We start from the raw sequence: 21,791 nt of genomic DNA, 5'->3' as shown, positions 1-21,791 counted from the left end.
TCCGGAACAAGAATTTCAACCATCAATTGATGTTTTGGTGTGCCGGGTAGAATTACACCCTGCTAGATATTCACCTGCGTTCCGATCTCGACAACGCGGCCGGTCGGAATCTGGAAGTATTCAGTCGCATCGCTGGCTGTCCTGGCGAGCGCGATGAACAGCCGATCCTGCCAGCGCGGCATTTCCGACCGCGCCGAAGCTTTCAAGGATCGACGCGACAGGAAGAAAGAAGTCGTCATGATATCGAACTTCCAACCCTGCTTCCGGCAGATCGCAAGTGTACGCGGAATATTCGGGCGTTCCATGTAACCAAAGGTCAGAGTAACGCGCATGAAGAGGTCATTTATCGGCTCGATACGCACCCGATCACTCTTTTTTACCAGAGGGGTCGGCGCGGTAATCACCGTAAGGATAACGTTATTCTGATGCAACACTTTGTAGTGTTTGAGACTGTGCATCAGCGCGGTCGGCGTACTCTTTGGGTCGCCTGTCAGGAAAACAGCAGTACCCGGTACGAGCGTCGGCGGGTTCTCCGCCATTTTCCTCGAAATGAGATCGAGCGGCACTTCCCCCTTGCGGGTTTTTTCAAAGAGATGACGGCTGCCCCGCACCCACGTGAACATGATCAGGACCACAAGGAACGCGACGACCAGCGATGCCCAACCACCATCTACAACCTTGATAAGGTTGGCGCTGACGAAGGTTAGATCGATGATGAGGAAACCAACGGTCGCGGATATTGCCACCCACAAGCGCCACTTCCAAATTCTGCTCATGACGATGAAAAGCAAGATGGTGGTGACGAGCATGTTTCCGGTTACGGCTATACCATACGCGGACGCCAGATTGGACGACCGCTCAAAACCAAGCACCAAAAGGACCACGACGAGACCAAGCAATACATTGATACGCGGTAGATAGACTTGGCCGGACAATTTCTCCGACGTGTGCTCGATGTTGAGACGCGGTAACAGATTGAGCTGCACGGCCTGCCGAGACAGGGAATAGGCCCCGGAAATAACCGCCTGACTGGCAATAACGGTTGCCATCGTAGCGAGTAGCACCATCGGCAAAAGAGCCCAATGCGGGAACATTTCGAAGAACGGATTTTTCGCTGCCTCCCCGTTTGCCAGAATAAACGCGCCTTGCCCAAAATAGTTCAGCAGAAGACAAGGGAAGACAATCCACATCCAGGCCGTCGCGATCGGTTTGCGCCCGAAATGGCCGAGATCGGCATAGAGGGCCTCTGCCCCCGTAACAGCAAGGAACACCGTACCGATAGTGGGGAATGCGGTAACCGGATTATCTATAATATATTCAACGGCATAGACGGGATTGACGGCGGCAAAGACACTCCAGTCGTCGGCAAGGTGCCATAACCCGAAGAATCCGATAGCGAGAAACCATAGCAGCGTGATCGGGCCGAAAATGGTCGCGACGCGGGCAGTACCAAAGCGCTGAACGGAAAAAAGGGTTAAAAGGATCACGAGAGTGATCGGCACGATGAACGGCGTCAGTCTCGGTGTGACGATCTCAAGGCCTTCAACAGCCGATAGCACTGAAATTGCAGGCGTAATCACCGCATCGCCGTAAAACAGCGATGCGCCAACAATTCCAAGGGCCAGAATAAGCTGCGGGCGAGTCTTGAAACTCGCCCGTGCCAAAGCCATCAGAGACAGGATACCGCCCTCGCCGTCATTGTCGGCGCGAAGAACGAACAAAACATACTTGATGGTTACGATAACTGTCAGTGCCCAGAAGATCATCGAAACAACGCCAAGCACATCGGTGCGGCTCAACATTCCATCGAGAGAGGCAGCATGGAGCGCTTCGCGAAAGGCGTAGATCGGACTTGTGCCGATATCGCCATAGACGACGCCGAGAGCACCAAGAACAAGAACCGGAAAGGCCTCTTTGTGATGCGGTTCCGATTCATGAACGACAGGACCGTTGTCACAGTTCTCGTCATCCAACTGTTGTTCACTCATACAACTTTTCCCTCGCTCTGACAGCGTGGGCGGACGAGTTAGTCGTGTTGCACCGCAATATCAATCGCCATTTTTTCATAGCTGATTGCCAGAGATATGCGAAAATGCATAACAAAGCAAATCCTGCACCCGAATCAAAGGGCTAGGCTTGAAGCGCATTAAGGAATCTTTCCACAGCACCAGACATCCCGTGCACCAATGCGTCCGCTGTAAGCCCATGACCGATAGAAACCTCAACAAGATTTGGCATTTTTTTGACCAATGCCGGCAGATTGGCCACCGTCAGATCATGCCCTGCATTCACTGCAATCACTGCTTTTGCCGCCGCCAAGGCGGTCGATTCCAGCTTCGCGAGTTCGCTGGCTTGGAGGCGCGGATCATCGTGTGCGCCTCCATAAGGTCCAGTATAAAGCTCAACCCGGTCAGCGCCAAGCGCCTTGGCCATGGCAGGCGTATCCGGGTCGGGATCGACAAACAATGAAACGCGAACACCTTGTGCTTTGAGGCCAGAAATAATTGGCCGGATGAATTCCCCATCGCGTTGCAAATTCCAGCCATGATCGGATGTCGATTGCGCCGGATCGTCAGGTACCAGCGTCACCTGCTCTGGTTCATTCTCAGCGACAAGGCCCAGGAACTCTGGCGTCGGATATCCCTCGATGTTGAATTCGGCCTGCGGGAACTCATCATCGATAAGCGCTCGGATTGCAGGCAAATCAGAAAAACGGATATGTCTCTCGTCGGGGCGCGGATGCACTGTCAAACCGGATGCGCCCGCCGCCAAGGCGATGCGTCCGAGACTAATGACGTTGGGCCAAGGCAGATCGCGTCTGTTGCGCAGCATCGCGATCGCATTAAGGTTGACGGAGAGTGATGCGGTCATGATTTAACCCATACGCGGAAGGACTGGTGTCTTCTTTACAGCAGAAACGCGACATTAAATATTGGTATTTCATCTAAACTCAAAGATTGAGTCCATTGGTTTACCGCACGACAGTCAAGCGTTCTGCAGCCCGGGTGATTGCGGTATAGAGCCAGCGTTCGCGTGTGTCGCGAAAGGCATAGCTTTCGTCGAAGAGCACGACCTCATCCCATTGCGAGCCTTGCGCCTTGTGGGTCGTCAGTGCATAGCCATAGTCGAAATCGTCAAACCGTTTCTTGGTCTGCCACGGTATTTCGGCGTCGGGGTCATCGAACTGAGATTTCAGCAGTTTTATCTTGGCGACGCCCCTCCCCGGCTCCTCATCTTCCGGAGCGACCAAAAGATTGATCCCGGGTTTCACGGTTTCACGCGACGAGGTCATGACCTTCCACAGCGAACCGTTGAGCAGGCCCTTTGCAGGGTCGTTGCGCAAACACACCAGTTTGTCACCAGCCTGTGGAAAAGACGCGGAAAAGCCCTTCAACTCTCGCAGGCGCTGGTTGTAGCGCCGGCGGGTGCGGTTGGTACCAACGAGGACCTGATCGGCACCGAGAACCAGGTCCTGTGTGACGTCCGTCTTCGAAATCACTTTCGCCGCGCCAAAATCGCCGAACGTGAACTCACGGCCCTCACGTACATCGAGCGCCAGACGAATGATGGGATTGTCACGCGCTTGCCGGTGAATTTCGCTCAGGAGATAATCCGGGTCGTGTTCGGTGAAAAAACCGCCGCCGGAAATTGGCGGCAACTGACCGGGGTCGCCCAGCACAAGGATTGGCGTGCCAAAGCTCATGAGATCGCGTCCCAATTGCTCGTCAACCATAGAGCATTCGTCGACGACGATAAGCTTGGCCTTCGAGACCGGACTTTGGCGATTCAAGGAAAATGTCGGAGCAATGCTGGTTTTGCCAGTGGTCTCATTTTCCACCGCCTCTTCACCGCGCGGCCGATAGATCAAAGAGTGCAGCGTGCGGGCGTTGGAAGCGCCTTTCGAACGAAGCACCTGCGCTGCCTTGCCAGTAAAGGCCGCAAACTGAACGTCACCCTCGATATGCTCGGCAAAATAGCGGGCAAGCGTCGTCTTGCCCGTACCGGCATAACCGAAAAGCCGAAAAATCGGGCTGCGCCCGTCTTTCAGCCATTTTGAAACGGCCCGAAGCGCTTCATCCTGTTGCGGTGATAATTGCATGATCCTGAGTGACAGGATTCGCCATCAAAGGGCAAGGAAAATGGACGCGAGGAGTCTTAGACTTATAGGTTATCGGGGTTTCCCGGCCGTATCTGTCCCTCGCCAATACGGCCGAATTGTTGATTCGTCATACGAAAACGATCGCCATTGACCTGCAACGTCCAGCAGATTTTCTGGTCCTCGCCCTCATAGGTCAGGCAAAGATTGTCCTTTTCCAGGTTCCACTCGCCGGCGTAGGGCATCCCCTTCGTCGCAACCTCTTCTGGTTTGCAGCATTGGATCATCTTGCCGCGAGACTTGCCATCCGGGCCAAGGAATTCAGTGAAGTTGAAGGGCGGCTCAGCTTTGACTTCGCCCGTCAGGGTTGCTCCAGTGATGACTTTGCGTAAATCGTCTTCGTTAGGCGTCGACCACGAAGTGTCTTGTGCGGAGGCATGGCTGGTAAACAACATGAAAGTGGAGACCAGCCATGTAGCGAGCAAGCGTATATTCATCTCAGGATCGTTCCGGATCATTTTCGAGGCGGATAGGTTGGCCATGCGGTGTCGCATGAGCAGCGCGCTGCCAAGCGGCAGCCAATTGATCGATATCATGGCTATCCGCAACATTCTTGGAGGCAATGAGCGACTCCAACGCCTCAAGCCACCAATGATAGTAATCACTACCATCATCCAGCGCGCCAAGGTGTTTCAGTTTGCCCGAAAGCGTGGCCGCCCATTCCTCCCATGTGAACAACCCGCGGTCGTGGAGGGCGACCACCATCGCAAAAGCTCCCGCCTGCCAAGGTTCGGCAAATACCGGGCCATCAGGGCTTCCTGGTAGTCCGCGCGAGTGAGTGATCAGCTCACGCAGGCTCAAGATAACTCTCCCAGGCATCAATACTGACGGTCAACGTAGGATCGGCTCCATCGCCCCATATCTCAGGCGCGGTAAAGACCACTGTATAAACATATTGTGGGTTTTCACCCTTGCCGTGGGCATTGGAATCCGGAAAGACAAAGCCACCGCGGGCAGCTTCGATTACCCCCAACTTGCCGCGCGCATAGCGCGGCAATCGCGTATGCGTTTCCGGATTGAAATTATGGGTCCGAATGCGATCGCCTGGCTGGAACCGCGGCTCACCTGCCACCGGGCGATTGCAAGGACCACCTTTCGCAAGGGCAGCAGCGACATTTTCCGCTTTCAAAACACGCTTTGGCTGAGTTCCTTTGCCAAGTGAGCGGCCTTTATCGAGTTCCTGTGGCTGGACAAATCCATGGCGCTTGAGCAGGATCTCCAGCGCCTTGGCCCATATTTCATAGTAGGTAGAAGCGTAATAATCCGCGGGATGCAGACTTTCGCGGGCATGACGGCTCTCATCGATGTTCCAATGCCCCATCGCACCTGCGGCGATTGTCATGCCCATCGCCCGTTTTTCCCAATCGGCGTGAAACAACGGCTCGTTCTTTTCTGGCGCAACGGGCCCAAAACCCATCTGTCCGCCAAGATCATGCGGCCCGTTCATACTGCCTCCGGTGCCCGTGCCAGCCCCGTCCCGATCATGGAGTCTCGCGTGACGAGCGCGGCAAGCTGTTCTTCACTCAGACCTTCGCTACGTTCCGGGCGCATTGGAACGACCAGGTAGCGCAATTCGGCAGTCGAATCCCAGACGCGGATCCTTGTCGTTTCGGGAAGGATCAAATCAAACTCGATCAATACGCCGCGCGGATCAATAACAGCCTTCGACCGGTAAGGTGGCGATTTATACCAGACGGGAGGCAAGCCAAGCACTGACCAAGGGTAGCACGAGCACAGAGTGCATACGACGAGATTGTGCGTTTCCGGCGTATTGAATACCGCCTGCATGTGTTCGCCCTGCCGCCCGGTATAACTCAAGGATTCAATTGCTGCTGTTGCGTCGCGCTTCAACCATGCGGCATATTCCGGATCCGACCAGGCTTTTGCGACGACCTTCGCCCCGTTGCGTGGACCAACCTTCGTTTCATACGTATCGACGATTACATCAATCGCCTGCGGGTCGATCAGGCCCTTCTCCGTCAAAATCGTTTCCAGGGCGCGCACACGCGCAGCCATGGGATCGAGCTCATTATCGTGATGGTGATCGTCATGATCGTGTGGCATGGAGAAAATCCTATGCGCCAACAGCGGTCAGCGCAAGCTTACTTCAACATCGGCCACAAGGTAGCTACGAGCAAAATCGCCATTGTGATGTTGAACCATTTAAGCCGCACCGGGTCAGCAAGCCAGCTGCGCATGATCTGGCCGAAGGCTGCCCAGCTGGAAACGGATGGAATATTCACGATCGCAAACGCGATCCCCACGATTAAAACCGTCGTAAAATAAGCTTGTGGCGACGTATAAGTCGCCATGGCGGTCACAGCCATCACCCACGCTTTCGGGTTGATCCACTGGAATGCCGCGGCTTCCAGAAACGTCATCGGGCGCGCCCTACCGTCAACGGCGTTCAGCGAGCGGGACATGGCGATCTTGTACGCGAGATAGATCAGATAGGTACCACCAGCAAATTTCAGGGCCGTATAAAGAAGCGGATACGTCTGCAGCAAAGCGCCAAGTCCCAAACCCACTCCAATAAGCAGAGTAAAGAAACCCGAGCCAATACCGAACATGTGGGGAATCGTGCGTTTGAAGCCGAAATTGACGCCCGACGTCAGCAGCATGAAATTATTTGGTCCCGGCGTTATCGACGTGACGAAGGCGAACACCAGCAGGGTCAGAAAAATCTCGAGTGTCACGATGATATCCACTGTGAAAAGAGCACTCATAGGGTCTGGCGATATTTGGCTCAAGAGCGGACTTGTCAGGGATACAATCGAGCACCCTGACAATAATAACCAAAACTAGGTACGCGCCAGAACTACATTCCCGCCGGGCCGCGGTTCATAGCGGCAACGCCTGTCCGGCAAATCTCGACAAGGCCAAGCGGCTTCATGATCGCGATAAACTGGTCAATCTTCGAACCTTTGCCGGTGATCTCGAAGATGAAATGCTCCGTCGTTGCATCCGTTACCTTGGCGTGGAACGCATCGGCCAGACGCAATGCTTCGTTGCGGTGCTCGCCAAAGCCGGCGACCTTGATCAGGGCCAGTTCGCGCTGGATTGGTCCGCTCTGGCCAAGCTCATCTGCACGCACAGACAAGTCCACCACGCGGTGCACCGGCACAATGCGTTCCAGCTGGTGGCGGATCTGGTCCAGAATGTGCGGCGTGCCACGCGTCACGATCGTGATACGCGACAGATGCTGTTCGTGCTCGGTCTCGGAAACCGTAAGGCTCTCAATGTTATAGCCGCGTCCGGAGAAAAGGCCAATCACGCGGGCGAGGACGCCCGGTTCGTTGTCGACCAGAACCGATAAAACTGTCGTGACTGGTAGTTCAGTCTCCTTGGCAATGAAATATGCCGAACCGGAGGCCAGGTTTTGAGCGTTCATTTGTTATTTTCTCCGGTTTTCTTAAACGAGCTGTCTGCCCTTGGCATCGATGGCGTTGGCGACTGCATCATCCGTCGCCTCGTCCGGCAAAAGCATCTCATTATGAGCTTTGCCGGAAGGGATCATCGGGAAGCAGTTTGCGAGATTTGCCACGCGGCAATCGAAAAGTACCGGCTTTTTGACATCGATCATTTCCTGAATGGCATCGTCGAGATCGCCTGGCTTTTCGCAGCGAATACCATGTCCCCCATAGGCCTCCGCCAATTTGACGAAATCGGGCAAGGCTTCAGTGTAGGAGTGTGACAGGCGATTGCCATGCAGCAGTTGCTGCCATTGGCGAACCATACCCATATACTGGTTGTTCAGGATGAAGATCTTGATCGGCGCCTCATACTGAACAGCAGCACTCATCTCTTGCATAGTCATCTGCACCGAAGCGTCGCCAGCTATATCGATAACCAGCGAGTCCGGATGTGCGATCTGCACCCCAAGCGCTGCCGGCAGGCCATAACCCATCGTTCCAAGACCGCCTGACGTCATCCAGCGATTGGGCTTTTCGAAATGATAGAACTGCGCCGCCCACATCTGGTGCTGGCCTACTTCGGTCGTGATATAGGTGTCGCGATCCTTGGTCAGTGCGTACAGCCGCTCCAGCGCATATTGCGGCATGATCACGTCCTTGTTGCGTGTATAGGACAGAGATTTCCGTGAGCGCCATCTGTCGATCTGCGACCACCATGCATCGATCGCCTTTTCCTCAGGCTTTGTCGAGGAGGCTCGCAGCAGGCGAATCATGTCTTCGAGTACATGGGCAACATCGCCGATGACCGGAACATCAACCCGAACCGCCTTGTTGATTGAAGACGGATCGATATCGATATGAATTTTCCGGGAATTTGGCGAAAAACCGCTGATGCGACCGGTAATCCGATCGTCGAAGCGCGCGCCAATATTCAGCATGACGTCGCAATCATGCATTGTCATGTTGGCTTCGTAGGTTCCGTGCATGCCCAGCATGCCAAGCCAATTCTTGCCCGATGCCGGATAAGCACCGAGGCCCATCAATGTCGAGGTAATCGGGAAATTGGTGAGCTCGACCAGTTCCCGCAGCAATTTGCTTGCTTCGTTGCCGGAGTTGATGACACCGCCGCCCGAATAGATCACAGGGCGTTTTGCCGTCAGCATGAGAGCAACAGCCTGCTTGATCGCCTCGATATCGCCTTGGATCCTGGGATGGTAGCTGGTGCGCGGCGAGACTTCCGGTGGGGTATACATGCCGGTTGCAAACTGAACGTCCTTCGGAACGTCAACGAGGACGGGACCGGGCCGCCCGGTTTTGGCAACGTGGAAGGCTTCGTGCAGAACACGCGCCAGATCGTTGACATCCTTCACCAGCCAATTGTGCTTGGTACAAGGGCGCGTGATACCGACGGTGTCGCACTCCTGGAATGCATCCGAACCGATCAGGCTCGTCGGGACCTGTCCACTGATACAGACGAGCGGTATGGAATCCATCAGCGCATCCTGCAGCGGGGTGACCGCATTGGTTGCACCGGGCCCTGATGTGACCAGCATAACGCCGACTTTGCCGGTGGAACGGGCGTAACCTTCCGCGGCATGGCCCGCACCCTGTTCGTGCCGGACCAGAATGTGATTGATCCTGTCCTGTTGGAAGAGTTCATCGTAAATGGGAAGCACCGCGCCACCCGGATATCCGAAAATATCGGTTACCCCTTGATCAATGAGCGCCTGGACGACCATCTCGGCACCGGTCATTTCACGTCGTTGCGATGGTCGGCTGTCACTATCCTGCTTGTCTGCTTTCATCGGTCTCTTCCCGTGTATTCTGCGGCCCTTGGCCCCTCAGAAGGTGTTTGATCTAACTGAAATGCTGGAAATAAAAAAGGCCCCCGAAGGAGCCTGTGTATCGCGCATGGGAGCTTTCGCCGGGTGCTTACTACACCCTGCCCATGCGCGATCCCACGACGATAAGAACTGTTTTCATGGTCGCGGACGATAGTTAAGCAAATTCCATACGTCAACGGCAAAATTTCAAATCAAATCGAATGCCCGCGCTGAACCGGTCGAAACAATTGTTATAATCACGATAATATAATCTCAATGCCTTCGAATTACGGTGACCCGGCAAGCCTTGTCAAACACCTGCTATCGGTTCAGGGAATGGTCACCAACAATGAACGCTGAAGCCTTGCCGGCTGAACAACCCAGGCCCTTTGTTCGCAATCGAACCGACGGGCATGTCATCGAATGCAACGGCGAAAAAGCCGTCATTTACGCGTTGACCGGGCCGTCCGTCGCAGCATCGGATGACTACTGGACGGTCGGCCAGCTGATTTCCATTCAGGTCGGAAACAGCCGTGTGGTTGGGCTCGTCTATGAAGTCAACGCCTATGAAGCGCAATGGGTCGTCGAAGCCGACCAGAGCATTCGCATCCATGTCGAGCTTATCGGACAGGTCAACGAGCACAATGATGGTTCGTTGACCTTTTCATCCGGCATCGCGAATTATCCTCACATGGGCGCCGTAGCGCATCGGATTCGCGCGACAGATCTGGCAATTATCTACACAGCGAGCCTGAAGAACACCGTATCGATCGGGCATCTGTCGCAAAATGCATCGATCCCGGCATTGATATCGATCGACAGCCTGGTTTCGCGACACTTTGCCGTCCTTGGCAGCACTGGCGTAGGCAAATCGAGCGCTGTTTCCCTGCTTTTGCGCAAGATTATCGCGCAGCGACCCGATCTACGCGTACTGATCCTTGATCCTCACAACGAATTTGCCAGCGCCTTTCCGGATCACTCGATCTCGATCGATTATAATACTTTGGAGTTGCCCTATTGGCTGTTCAGGCTGGAAGAGTTTGCTGAGGCTGTCTTCCGCGGCAGGCCGATGGTGCCGGCCGAGGTTGATGCCTTGCGCGATCTGATCCCGATTGCACGGGAGCGCTTTGCCAGTTCCGAAGCGATGACCGCCGCGTCGCTCCTAAAAAAAGACCGCGACTATTCGTCGATGACGGCCGATACCCCGACACCATATCGTATCGCTGATCTTACCAAGCTGATCGATGAGCGCATCGGCCAGTTGGAAGGCAAGACGGATCGGCCGATCATGAAGGCACTGCGGCAGCGTTTGCAAGCGCTGGTTGCCGACCCCCGCTACCGTTTCATGTTTTCGGCCCCGACGACGATGGACAAGATGCGCCAGACGATTGGCCACATTTTCCGCATACCCAAGAACGATCGCCCAATTTGCGTCTTTCAATTGGCTGGACTGCCATCGGAAGTGGTGAATTCCGTTGCGTCGGTACTCTGCCGCATGGCTTTCGACCTCGCGGTGTCGAGCGACGGCCGCGCACAGACGCTCGTCGTCTGCGAGGAAGCGCATCGTTACATTCCGGCCGATGCCAATGCGGGTTTCTGGCCGACGCGTCAGGCGATTGCCCGCATTGCCAAGGAGGGCCGCAAATATGGCGTCTATCTAGCTGTCATCACGCAGCGTCCGGGCGAACTCGATGCGACCATTCTTTCCCAATGCAGCACCGTGTTTGCCATGCGCCTTGGAAATGAGCGCGATCAGGAGATCATACGGGGCGCCATTACCGGCGCATCGCAAAGCACGATTGGATTTCTGTCGTCGATTGCCAATCGAGAAGCGATCGCGTTTGGCGAGGCCGTTCCGACGCCGATGCGCATGATGTTCGAGACAATTGCGCCTGACCAACTGCCGGCCGCACATATGACGAAAAGCCAGCAATCCGTGCGGCTTGGCGATTCTCACCTCTCTCTCGACACGATCTTGATGCGAATGCGTCAGCTCAACGCGGCGGAAAGCACAAGCAGTCAGGATGATGCATTCGATATGGTCGACAGTATCAACCAGCCTGTCGCGAGCCAGAGGCACACGGTGCCGTTGGCTCAGGAGCCTGTAAGGACCCAGTGGCGCAATATCGACGCGGCGATCCGCAAAGAGGAACCACCCAAGTCGCAACCCGAAGGTACTGACCGGTTGCGCGCGAGCGACCTGATCCGTACGTTTCGCAACGACAAGACCTAGGTCAAGGATAGGACACCCTCTCCCAGTCGTCGCCGAGCTGGTTGCGGAACCATGTCATCTGTCGCTTTGCATATTGACGGGTAGCTATTGTCGCGAGTTCTGCGGCGTCCTCTACAGTCAGCCGATCGGCAAGAACCTCGGCAATTTCGCGCACTCCGATCGCCCTCATGGCAGGGAGTTCACTCGAAAGTCCCAATGATAGCAATGCCTTGACCTCGTCGAGGGCGCCAGTTTTCATCATCGTTTCAAAGCGCGATGCGATGCGGGCGCCAAGCCATTTCCGATCCGGCTCGATAACAATCTTGCGCGCAGCTCCAGAGTCAATCAGCGATCTGCCGGTTGCCTTCTGCCATTCGACGATGGACCGGCCCGACGCATCGATGACTTCGAGCGCTCTTACAATCCGCTGGCCATCGGTCGGGCGCAAGATAGACGCGGCCAAGGGGTCTTTCCCGGTGAGAATCGCGTGCAATTCCCCTGTGCCGAGCTTCGCATCCTGCTGACGCCAATGCGCCCGGATGTCTGCCGGAATATCAGGCATTGCCGATAGCCCTCCGAGAAGTGCACGAAAATACAGCCCGGTACCACCAGCAAAAATCATAGTCTTTTCAGCTAGTTCTGGCCTATTCAGAACGTCTTCGGCATCCGCGAGCCAGCGACCGGTCGAGTAGGCGATGCTCGGCGAAACATGCCCGTAGAGATAATGCGGTGCGGCTTTGAGATCGTCCGGACCTGGCCGCGCGGTCAAGAGATTGAGGACATCATAGACCTGCATTGAATCCGTATTGACGATCACACCGCGTGTTTCGTCAGCCAAACGAAGCGCAAGCGCCGACTTGCCGCTTGCCGTCGGTCCAGCTATCAGGATTATCTGTCTTTTCGCCACGCTAACGCCCAATCGGAAATTGCCCTATGCCCTTGATGGCCACGCTCATTGCCAATCCCGCCACTTCGGACCTTGTACCATCGCTCGGGATTAAAGCCTCGGCGGCGGTCAATGCAACAGGTCTTTATTGGCTCGCCGATGGGATTGCTTGTGACCTGCCTCTCAGGGATGGCGCCGATGCCGCTGAAGCCCATCTTGAACTGGCCCGCGCCATCGATGGCGCGCCAATCGATATTATCGTTCAAAATCAAGATGATAGGCGCAAGAAGATTTTGATTGCCGACATGGATTCTGACCATGATTCAGCAGGAATGCATCGATGAACTGGCCGAAGAAGCTGGCTTGCGCGAAAAAGTTGCGGCGATCACGGCGCGGGCGATGAATGGCGAAATCGCGTTCGAACCTGCGCTGCGTGAACGCGTCGCGCTGCTCAAGGGCCTGCCCTATGCGGTCATAGACAAAGTGATTGCCGGCCGCATCACCCTCATGCCGGGTGGGCCGGAACTGGTGCGTACGATGAAGAAGTACGGGGCTTATACTTCGCTTGTTTCGGGCGGGTTTACCGTATTCACCCAGCGTATCGCCGAGATGATAGGCTTCAATGAAAACAGCGCCAACACATTGATAGATAATGGAAAAATCTTGACCGGAGAGGTCAAGGAACCGATTCTTGGCCGCGAGGCGAAGGTCGCGGCACTCGTGTCGATCTGCCAGCGTTTTGGCCTTTCGCCGCAAGATGCGATCGCGGTCGGAGACGGCGCCAATGACCTCGGCATGCTGCAACTGGCAGGCACAGGCGTAGCGCTCCACGCCAAACCGATCGTTGCTGAACAGGCAAAGGTGCGGATCGACCATGGTGATCTGACCGCCCTTCTCTATATCCAGGGTTATCGTAAAACCGATTTCGTGGTCTGAACTCGCGTCACCACAACCATTTTTCGCGCTGTGGTTGAAAATCTTGCGTCAGAATCGACACTTCTTGCATCAGCTTCCCCAAGTTCTTGCGGAGGATTGGGTCATTCTTGCGCAAACTTGCATGCGATCCTGAAACTTTTGAACGAAAAACGCCGCGCTCGAATCCAGCCGTTCAAATCAGTCCATTTGAAGCGTGACAAACCGCAGCTCGCCGGTTTTTGACGCCAGCATCAGCAGCGCATTCTTGCGGCCCTCGTCGCGAAGTTTTTCGATCCGCGCCGCTACATCCTCAGGCGTCGAGACGGTCTCCTGTGCGATGTCGACGATGACATCACCGGCCGCGATCCGCTTGTTGGCTGCGATCGATCCATTCTGCACCTCGGTCACGAGCACGCCCTCGACCTCCTTGGCGATGCCGAAGGTCTTGCGCGTGGCCTCGTCGAGTTTTCCAAGGCTCATGCCGAGCACGTCCACGTTCTGGGCGGCGCCGTCCTCGCCGGTTGTCTGGTCGTCCTTCTTGGCGTCCGCCTTCTCACCATCTTCCAGACGGCCGAGCGTGACCTTGACAGTCTGCTCCTTGCCCTTGCGGACAACGACGACATCGACTTCCTTGCCGATGGGGCTTTCCGCCACCACACGTGGAAGGTCCTTTACATTGTTGACATCCCTGCCATCGAAACGCGTGATCACATCACCGGGCAGTATCGAACCATTGGCGACCGGGCCGCCTTCGATGATCCCGGCAACCAGCGCGCCCTTGCTGGAGGTCATGCCGAGGCTTTCGGCTATATCGTCAGTCACGGGCTGGATGCGCACGCCAAGCCAGCCACGACGTGCCTCGCCAAACTGGCGGATTTGCGCGATGACGCCGGATGCAAGCTCGGCCGGAATGGCGAAACCGATACCGATCGATCCGCCGGTCGGCGAAATGATAGCGGTATTGATACCGATGACCTGACCATACATATCGAACAGCGGCCCGCCGGAATTACCGCGGTTGATCGCAGCGTCGGTCTGGATGAAATTGTCGTAGGGACCGGAATTGATATCGCGGTTGCGTGCCGAGACGATACCGACGGTTACGGTCCCACCGAGACCAAAGGGGTTGCCGATGGCCATCACCCAATCGCCGATACGCGTCTTCGATGAATCGCCGAACTGGACCGCAACCAGCTTGTGCTTTTTCGGATCGACCTTGAGCACGGCAAGATCGGTCTTGGTATCCTTGCCGACAAGCGTCGCCTTCAGCTTGGAACCGTCATTGAAGTTGACTTCGATCTCGTCGGCATCGGCAATCACGTGATTGTTCGTGACGACGATGCCCTCGGCCGCGTCGACCACGAACCCCGAACCGAGCGACTGGACCTTGCGCGAAGGATTGCTCTCGCCGGGATTCTGCTTGCCGAAATATTCGTCGAAGAATTCCTGGAAAGGCGAGCCATCCGGCACCTTCGGCATCGGCACCGGCCCGGATTCCCCATCCTGTCCCTTGACCGTCTGCGAGGTCGAGATATTGACCACGGCATCGAGCAGGCCCGCAGCAAGGTCGGCAACGGAGGCCGGCCCCTGTGCTCGAGGCTGCTGACTGTTCGGCACGACGGGCGCCTGCACCTGCGCCCGGGCGGCGCCGACCAAGGCCGGGTTGAGGCTTGTCGCAGCCAGCGCAATCAGCGCGGTAGCCGCGGTTGCGGAACGGAGAGCGAGGCGACCAGTCTTGAAAAACATGCGTTCGGGCCCTTATCGGAAACAGAATGATACAACAGAACGGCGAGAGGCGACATAAATATGACCGAGCGGCTATTGCAGCATTTATTTCAGATCAGTCAATTCAAGAGTTGATGAATAGGCGCATAGCAGGCCTGTCCGCACTTTTGCGCGATGGGCGCCGCGCTTCTGGTCGGATCGGACTGTCGAAATTTCTGGGTGGTCGCGTTTTCATGATTTATGGATCATGCGCCTTCCAAGACCAGCCAGTTATGTAAGATTACAGGAAGGACTCGTTGCACGAACTGGATGGCTTGGTCTTCTGCCCGCGACCGCACTCCCCTCCACATCATACCTCCCGCGTCGCCCAGGAACAGCCGACTACCGTGAGCGAGGTCCGAGCGAACGTCGTAGAGATCGTGTTGCTTCAAATATTCTTTGCCAAGCGTTCGGGTAATCACGTCATTAAAGGCTTTCGTCGAGCCGCTAACCTCACCTGAAGCAAGGGTGCGCTGTTCCTTCGGAATGGCAAGTGCTTCCACAGAGCTTATGGCGGCAATCATTGAAGCCGATTTAGAGAGCATTCTTACGAAATCGGCATGAGCGGCCCAATAACTAGCCCGCAAAAATTGGCCTTGGGCGCCAGGGTCAAGGCCATCAAAGCGATCTAGCATGATCGCCAAGTCGGCCGGCAACTCGAACTCTTCGTTGGCACCAATGCCATATTGGTCATAGTACCCGTTACCACCCTTAATTATTTCTAAGCCATCGATATTGGTAAAGGTATTGTCCAAGATGCCGGGATCATAGAAATAGCCAACTTGCTTGAGCACGGAAACATGATGAGGAGGGTCATTGCCGATCACCCATTCCGACTGTCCGTTGTGACGATCTGGACGCAACCTAAAATTGAGTAGTCCATTGAGCGCCGTAAGCGCGCGGTCCTCTGCCCGACGATGACGCGCAGCGCGAGTCCACACGTCGCTCGCATCTCGGAAGCGAACCTCAAAAACTGCCGGGTGAGGGGCGTAGAGCTGGTCGGGCTGAGGTGCCCCTGCGGGAACAGGCATTAGCTGCCATTGATTGCCACGCCGGTATGCGCCTCGGATAGGTTTCCACGCAAAGACAATTGTCCGTGAGACTCGCCATTAAACGTCGCCAAATAGGTCCCTCTCAACATGATGTTGAATTTCATCGACTGTCTTAGGGTCAATGCCTTCGCGGGACACTATGTCGGCAATCCGGCCGCGCTTGGTGTATAGGAGTTCAAGCACGGGGCGTTCGTCGGGCAGTTGGAAGATGGTCTGTCTCGGGAAATATGCCGTATTTTGAAAATGCGAGCCTAGAATCGCCTCGAAATCATCAATATCGTCGTCGGCAAGCTCTCCAGCGCGAAACATGTCAAAGAGCTTGCTTGGCATTTGCCCCCTCCGTCTACAACACTGCAAAAAAGACCGAGCGGGACAAAGTTAGGCTGATTCGTGTGGTCGAGCCAGAGCAGCAACCGGACCTGCGGTCCCGCATTCCACAAGGGGAGAGGCGATCATCGCGTTAATTCCTGCAGGCCCGCCCTATCCCCGGGCCAACCACACCACCCTACGCCTATGGCGACGGAAGCAGCGCCGCGTGTTCGGGAGCATCGGTCTGATGATACTCCAGGCCCGAATCTGCCGAGTTAGTTACTGTTACGTACTTGGCCAGACACCCCATACAATGGTCTCATAAGGCAAACAAGCGAGGCCGTTCTGACAGCGTCGGTTAGCCGAAGGCTGTGGTGCGGTCCTTTCAGTTCCGGAGGGGGAAGCCATGATCGACATGAAGAATAAGGTGAAGGGATGTACCATCAAGCCGACCCAAGGCGTCATCGCCGGACTGGCGATGCTCCTCGCGGTAGGCGGCTTACCGGTCACCAGCTTCGATGCCATCGCACAGACCGCCGAAATCCCACCATCACTCGTCACCCCCGACAAGGTCGAGTCGCGTCTTGGTGCACTTGAGTTCAAGGACGGCGTACCGAGCAAGGCGACGGCCGAGAAACTCTATGACAACCTCGACTTCACCTACGCCTACCGTGCATTCATGGACAACTTGCGTGGCGTCAGTATTCAAGGCTTCCGCAAGGGTCTGCAAAGTGTTGGCGTCAAGGACAACGAGGTCATTGTTTTCGAACAGTTGATGGATGCCAAGTCGCTGTTTCTGACTGCGAATGCCGATACGATCTACGTGATGGGTGCCCTCGATCTCAGCAAGGGACCAGTGGTGCTGGAAACGCCGCCCAAGTTTCTTGGCGCCGTGCAGGACGCCTGGTTCCGCTGGGTGATCGACCTCGGCGGGCCTGGGCCAGACCGCGGGGAGGGCGGCAAGTATCTGATTGTGGGGCCGGACTACACCGGACCGCTGCCGCAAGGCGGATTCTTCGTCGCGCGCGCCCGCACCAATTCCATCGTGTGGTTCGGCCGATCGTTCCTGGAGAATCATAGCGATCCCAAGCCGGTGGTCGAAGGGATCAAGAAGTTCACCAAAGTCTATCCTTACGAAGAAGGCGGTGTCGCACGCCTGTCGCCGACTTCCTGGCCGGCAAAACCAAGCTTGGCAAGATCACCCCGCCTCCGCCGACCGTGTTCCACGACGGAAGCGGCAAGGTGATGAACACCCTTCCGCCCAACGACTGGAGCTTCTACGAGATGCTCAACGAGGTCGTGCAGAACGAACCGGCCACGTCGCTCGACCCGGAACTGATGGGCCCGATCGCGGCGATCGGCATCGTCAAGGGCAAGCCCTTCGCGCCCGACGAGCGCATGAAGAAGATCATGACCGAAGCGCTGGCGGTCGCCAACGCAAGCTCGCGCACCCTGTTCATGTCTCCGCGCGATCCAAGCTGGTTCTATTATCCCAACTCAGCCTGGATGAATTACTTGTTCCAGACCGGTTACGAGTTCGAAACGCCGATCCCTGAAATAACGCCCGAGGGTGTCAAGCCGTATCCAGCCACCGGCTACCGCACCATGGATGCAAGAACCAACTTCTTTTATGGCATCACCGGCATCACGCCCGGCATGGCCATGCGCCTGACCGGTATCGGCTCGCAGTACCTGTTTGCCTTGACGGACGCGGACAAGAACCACTTCGACGGCGCCAAGACCTACAAGGTAACGCTGCCGAAGGGCATTCCGGAAGAAAACTTCTGGTCGTTCACGCTCTATGACAACATGACCCGCTCTATGCTCGATACGCCGCAACGCTATCCGCGCGCCGGCAGCCAGAGCTTTCCGTCTCCTGCGGCCGAGGCAGCGGCCGACGGCTCCACAACCGTCTACTTCGGCCCGACCCAGCCCGACGGCGTGAAGCGCGGCAAATGGATCCAGACCGACCCCAAAAAGGGCTGGTTCACGCTCCTGCGCCTCTACAGCCCATTGGAGCCGTTCTTCACTAAGGAGTGGCGGCCAAGCGAAATCGAGCTGGTCAGATAGGGCCGCCCGGAGTGCAATAGGATGGGCGACCAATCGACGGCCGCCCGCCGCGTTTCAGGAGTGTGAGAAGGGCTGGCCTACGCGACGGTGCTTCCGGCCGCACTGAAATTCAACTTCGCTGCATCTAGCAAAAGACAATGGGCCGTAGCAACGCGGCAATCATTGCGTTAGTTCCGGCAGGCCCACCTACCCCCGAGCGAGCCACACCACCCCTACGCCGATGGCGACGGAAGCGACGCCGGCGATGCGCAGGAAGCCATCCGGCTGTTCGCTGACATCGCGGGCAACGCGTTTTGCAACGAGCGGGAAAAGGCCGTAGAGCAGCCCCTCGAATACGAGGAACAGCCCTACGGCATCAATGAAATCAACCATGATGTGAACCCGCCCCTATTGAGGGGCGGGAGCGGCGGGAGCCGGTGGCGTTGCACCGGCGGGCGGCGTCGGACCGCTGACCGGAGGCAGGCCGCCATTCGAATCCTGGAAATAGCGGAAGAACTCGGAATTGGGTGAAATCACCATCGTCGTTCCCGTATTATCCAGCGCCGTGCCATAGGCGGTCATCGAGCGGTAGAACGCGAAGAAATCCGGATCCTTGGAGAAGACATCGGCAAAGATACGGCTGCGCTCGCCTTCACCCTGACCTCGGGCAATTTCCGATTCCTTGCGTGCTTCCGCGATGATTTCGACAACCTGGCGATCGGCGATGGCCTTGATACGCTGTGCTGCTTCACGGCCGCGGGCGCGCAGGCGCTCGGCTTCCGCCAGACGCTCTGCCTTCATGCGGTCGAAGGTCTGCTGTGACACTTCCTGCGTGAGGTCCGTCCGGCGGATACGCACGTCGGTGATCTGCAGGCCGAGCGATTCCGCATCAGGACGCAATTGCTCGCGCACTTCGTTCATCATGCCGGCGCGCTCGTCCGACAGGGCGGCTTCAAAGCCGCGCAAGCCATAGACACCACGCAACGCCGCATCGAGACGCGTACGCAACCGGGCTTCCGCCAAGGTTATATCGCCCGATACGGTCTGACGGAACTTGCGCGGATCCGTGATCTGGTAGACGAGGAACGCATCGACCTCGTAGAACTTGCCGCCTGAAACCTGAACACGGATATTGTCGAGTTCGAAGCTCAGGAGACGATCTTCGATCATCTGGACATTGTCGGCCTCAAGAAAGCCGAAAGGCCACTTGAAATAAATGCCGGGATCGGCCTTCACGTCGACGATCTCACCGAACCTCAGGACGATGGCCTGCTGGCCGGCCCTGACGACGAAAAGCGACGAATAGGCCAACAAGGCGATGAAGGCGATTAGGCCAACGAGAAGCGGAACACGATTCTGGTTCATTGCTTTGTCCCCTCTGGAGTGGTGGCGGGGGCAGGTCTAGGAGTCAAACCCGGCAGCGGCAGATAAGGCACGACGCCCTGCCCGCTTTGATCGACGATCACCTTGTTCAGAATCCTTCAGTACACGCTCCATCGTTTCAAGGAAGAGACGCTTGCGCGTAACTTCCGGCGCTTTGACATACTGGTCATAGACAGAGGTAAAGCGCTGAGCCTCACCTTCTGCTTCCTGGACGATACGGTTTTTATAGGCAGCCGCATCTTCACGGATCTGCGCACCTTCACCGCGGGCCTGACCCAGCTTCTGGTTGGAATACTGGTTCGATTCCTCGACGAAACGGTCTTCGTCCTGTTCAGCGCGCTGAACTTCATCGAACGCGTCGGCCACTTCGCGCGGCGGCGCGGCATCTTCGATCGACAGGGCATTGATCGCAATGCCCGCGCCATAATCGTCGAGCGTCTTCTGGATAATGGCGCGCACATCATTGGCGATGCCAGCACGGTTATCACGGAAGATATCCTGAGCCGGACTGCGGCCGACGATCTCGCGCATGGCGCTTTCCGAAACCTGTTGCACGAGGTTTTCCGGATTTTCGACATGGAACAGATAGGCGACGGGATCGGAAACGCGATACAGCACGGAGAACTGAACATCGACGATGTTCTGGTCGCCGGAGAGCATCAGGCCTTCCTTGGCGCCGCGAGTACCCTGCCCGCCAATATTCTTCTGCTTTTCGACGATCTCGACCTTTTCGTAGGATCTCGATCGGCCACAAATGGAAATGCAGGCCCGGCTCGGCGATATCAGGCTTGGGCTTGCCGAAACGCAGCTCCACAGCGCGTTCGTCCGGCTGGACGGTGTAGATCGACTGGAAAAGCCAGAAAGCCACCAGTGCAAGCGCTGCCAGGCCCCAGATCGCCGGACTGCCGCCGGAACCACCCGGAAGCGCCTGGCGCAAACGATCCTGACCGCGGCGGAATATATCTTCAAGATCGGGAGGGGTTTTGCCTCCACCCCCTTGCGGCTTTTGACCCCAAGGGCCACCGCCGCCACTATTATTACCGCCGCCACCCCATGGGCCGCCGCCACCGTTCTGATTACTCCAGGGCATTCCTACCTCTTAATTTGAACGAAAGCGCCACCCGTGGCTTCCTCCCGCTAATCCAACTTCCCGTTTATAGGGATCGCAAGGCACGCTTTCAACGCATGGCAGTACATTTCAAGCGGAATTGGTAAAAAGCCGAACGATTATGCCCGTTTATCATGATATTTTCATAATGCTCGCAATTGACCGGAACAAATCAGCCGCGTTCGTAGATGGCGAACCGTGTTGCATAGTTGTCTTTTTCACCTGCCGGGAAATCCTCGCTGGAAATCTCGGTCCATACCTTGGGATCGATGGGAGGGAAAACGACATCGCCTTCGACTTCAGCTAGAACCCAGGTGACATAAAGCCGGTCGGCGCGGTTCAAGGTCTGCCGAAAAATATCGCCGCCGCCGATAATGCAAATCTCGTCGACCTTGTCGGCACCGGCATGGCTCCCTGCAATCATCAGCGCCTGATCGATGGACCGGGCGGCGATGACACCTTCAACGGAAAAGGCAGGATCGCGCGTGATGACGATGTTGGTACGGCCCGGCAGCGGCCGCCCGAGCGAATCCCATGTCTTGCGCCCCATGATGATGGGCTTGCCCATGGTGGTCGCCTTGAATCGCTTCAGATCCGAGGACAGCCGCCATGGCAAACCATTCTCACGGCCGATCACGCCATTTTCGGCAATCGCAACAACAAAACTGATCATCAGGTATCCATCCGTTTCAAACAAACATTCGCGCGGATTCTATACCGC

General features: G+C 56.4%; 18 protein-coding genes and 3 pseudogenes. 3 read left to right on the top strand and 18 right to left on the bottom strand.

Annotation, left to right across the window (positions count from 1 at the left end; translation table 11 throughout):
- Positions 1 to 62: 62 nt before the first annotated feature.
- The 10 genes from N8E88_RS24345 to N8E88_RS24300 all read right to left on the bottom strand — a co-directional run bounded on the left by N8E88_RS24345 (position 63) and on the right by N8E88_RS24300 (position 9,374).
- Positions 63 to 1,988 carry a potassium transporter Kup gene (locus N8E88_RS24345; protein WP_262292835.1) on the bottom strand — a complete coding sequence of 642 codons (1,926 nt, stop codon included), beginning with the start codon at positions 1,986 to 1,988 and terminating at the stop codon, positions 63 to 65.
- Positions 1,989 to 2,130: 142 nt separating this feature from the next.
- Positions 2,131 to 2,871 (bottom strand): pyridoxine 5'-phosphate synthase, encoded by a 741-nt coding sequence (locus N8E88_RS24340; RefSeq protein ID WP_262292834.1) that lies wholly within the window; start codon positions 2,869 to 2,871, stop codon positions 2,131 to 2,133.
- A gap of 100 nt (positions 2,872 to 2,971) precedes the next feature.
- Entirely contained in the window at positions 2,972 to 4,099 is a 1,128-nt protein-coding gene (locus tag N8E88_RS24335; protein ID WP_262292833.1) for an ATP-dependent DNA helicase, read from the bottom strand.
- 62 nt (positions 4,100 to 4,161) lie between these two features.
- Positions 4,162 to 4,593: a hypothetical protein gene (locus tag N8E88_RS24330; RefSeq protein ID WP_262292832.1), complete on the bottom strand. Its 432-nt coding sequence runs from the start codon at positions 4,591 to 4,593 to the stop codon at positions 4,162 to 4,164.
- Between the two features lies 1 nt (position 4,594).
- Positions 4,595 to 4,957, bottom strand: coding sequence for a nitrile hydratase accessory protein (locus N8E88_RS24325; protein WP_410010610.1), 363 nt, complete (start codon positions 4,955 to 4,957; stop codon positions 4,595 to 4,597).
- Positions 4,944 to 5,603: a nitrile hydratase subunit beta gene (gene nthB / locus N8E88_RS24320; RefSeq protein WP_262292831.1), complete on the bottom strand. Its 660-nt coding sequence runs from the start codon at positions 5,601 to 5,603 to the stop codon at positions 4,944 to 4,946. Before nthB ends, N8E88_RS24325 begins: the two co-directional genes overlap by 14 nt.
- On the bottom strand, positions 5,600 to 6,220 hold the full coding sequence (nthA, locus tag N8E88_RS24315) for a nitrile hydratase subunit alpha (RefSeq protein WP_262292830.1): 621 nt from the start codon (positions 6,218 to 6,220) through the stop codon (positions 5,600 to 5,602). The genes nthB and nthA overlap by 4 nt, the downstream gene beginning before the upstream one ends.
- Before the next feature lie 38 nt (positions 6,221 to 6,258).
- Positions 6,259 to 6,852, bottom strand: a complete 594-nt coding sequence (locus N8E88_RS24310) for a LysE family translocator (protein WP_262292829.1) — start codon at positions 6,850 to 6,852, stop codon at positions 6,259 to 6,261.
- 122 nt (positions 6,853 to 6,974) lie between these two features.
- Positions 6,975 to 7,547 (bottom strand): acetolactate synthase small subunit, encoded by a 573-nt coding sequence (ilvN, locus tag N8E88_RS24305; RefSeq protein WP_262292828.1) that lies wholly within the window; start codon positions 7,545 to 7,547, stop codon positions 6,975 to 6,977.
- 21 nt (positions 7,548 to 7,568) lie between these two features.
- A complete protein-coding gene (locus N8E88_RS24300) occupies positions 7,569 to 9,374 on the bottom strand; it encodes an acetolactate synthase 3 large subunit (protein WP_315975252.1) in 1,806 nt (601 codons plus the stop codon).
- Between the two features lie 367 nt (positions 9,375 to 9,741).
- On the opposite strand from N8E88_RS24300, the gene N8E88_RS24295 reads away from it, so the two are divergent.
- Positions 9,742 to 11,625 (top strand): ATP-binding protein, encoded by a 1,884-nt coding sequence (locus N8E88_RS24295; RefSeq protein WP_262292827.1) that lies wholly within the window; start codon positions 9,742 to 9,744, stop codon positions 11,623 to 11,625.
- A gap of 1 nt (position 11,626) precedes the next feature.
- Here N8E88_RS24295 and miaA read toward each other — a convergent pair whose 3' ends face one another.
- On the bottom strand, positions 11,627 to 12,511 hold the full coding sequence (gene miaA, locus N8E88_RS24290) for a tRNA (adenosine(37)-N6)-dimethylallyltransferase MiaA (protein WP_262292826.1): 885 nt from the start codon (positions 12,509 to 12,511) through the stop codon (positions 11,627 to 11,629).
- Between miaA and serB the strand changes: the two are divergent.
- Positions 12,495 to 13,426, top strand: a pseudogene (gene serB / locus N8E88_RS24285) (phosphoserine phosphatase SerB). The gene miaA and the pseudogene serB sit on opposite strands and share 17 nt — an antisense overlap.
- Before the next feature lie 177 nt (positions 13,427 to 13,603).
- On the opposite strand, the gene N8E88_RS24280 reads toward serB, so the two are convergent.
- The 3 genes from N8E88_RS24280 to N8E88_RS24270 form a co-directional block, all read right to left on the bottom strand.
- Positions 13,604 to 15,151 (bottom strand): DegQ family serine endoprotease, encoded by a 1,548-nt coding sequence (locus N8E88_RS24280; protein ID WP_262292825.1) that lies wholly within the window; start codon positions 15,149 to 15,151, stop codon positions 13,604 to 13,606.
- A gap of 224 nt (positions 15,152 to 15,375) precedes the next feature.
- Positions 15,376 to 15,996, bottom strand: a complete 621-nt coding sequence (locus N8E88_RS24275) for a hypothetical protein (protein ID WP_262292824.1) — start codon at positions 15,994 to 15,996, stop codon at positions 15,376 to 15,378.
- Positions 15,997 to 16,278: 282 nt separating this feature from the next.
- Positions 16,279 to 16,551 carry a hypothetical protein gene (locus tag N8E88_RS24270; RefSeq protein WP_262292823.1) on the bottom strand — a complete coding sequence of 91 codons (273 nt, stop codon included), beginning with the start codon at positions 16,549 to 16,551 and terminating at the stop codon, positions 16,279 to 16,281.
- 457 nt (positions 16,552 to 17,008) lie between these two features.
- Here N8E88_RS24270 and N8E88_RS31905 point away from each other — a divergent pair.
- Positions 17,009 to 18,600, top strand: a pseudogene (locus N8E88_RS31905) (DUF1254 domain-containing protein).
- Positions 18,601 to 18,786: 186 nt separating this feature from the next.
- Here N8E88_RS31905 and N8E88_RS24260 read toward each other — a convergent pair.
- The 4 genes and pseudogenes from N8E88_RS24260 to N8E88_RS24245 form a co-directional block, all read right to left on the bottom strand.
- A complete protein-coding gene (locus N8E88_RS24260; RefSeq protein ID WP_114428649.1) occupies positions 18,787 to 18,972 on the bottom strand; it encodes a DUF2065 domain-containing protein in 186 nt (61 codons plus the stop codon).
- Between the two features lie 15 nt (positions 18,973 to 18,987).
- Positions 18,988 to 19,944 (bottom strand): protease modulator HflC, encoded by a 957-nt coding sequence (gene hflC / locus N8E88_RS24255; protein WP_262292822.1) that lies wholly within the window; start codon positions 19,942 to 19,944, stop codon positions 18,988 to 18,990.
- Positions 19,941 to 21,052, bottom strand: a pseudogene (gene hflK / locus N8E88_RS24250) (FtsH protease activity modulator HflK). The gene hflC and the pseudogene hflK overlap by 4 nt, the downstream one beginning before the upstream one ends.
- A gap of 190 nt (positions 21,053 to 21,242) precedes the next feature.
- On the bottom strand, positions 21,243 to 21,743 hold the full coding sequence (locus N8E88_RS24245) for a dihydrofolate reductase (protein WP_262292821.1): 501 nt from the start codon (positions 21,741 to 21,743) through the stop codon (positions 21,243 to 21,245).
- Positions 21,744 to 21,791: the final 48 nt, after the last annotated feature.

This window comes from Phyllobacterium zundukense (assembly GCF_025452195.1).
Taxonomy (GTDB): Bacteria; Pseudomonadota; Alphaproteobacteria; order Rhizobiales; family Rhizobiaceae; genus Phyllobacterium; species Phyllobacterium zundukense_A.
Note: the sequence above shows the minus strand (reverse complement) of the source record. Positions and strands in the feature narration are given on the sequence as shown.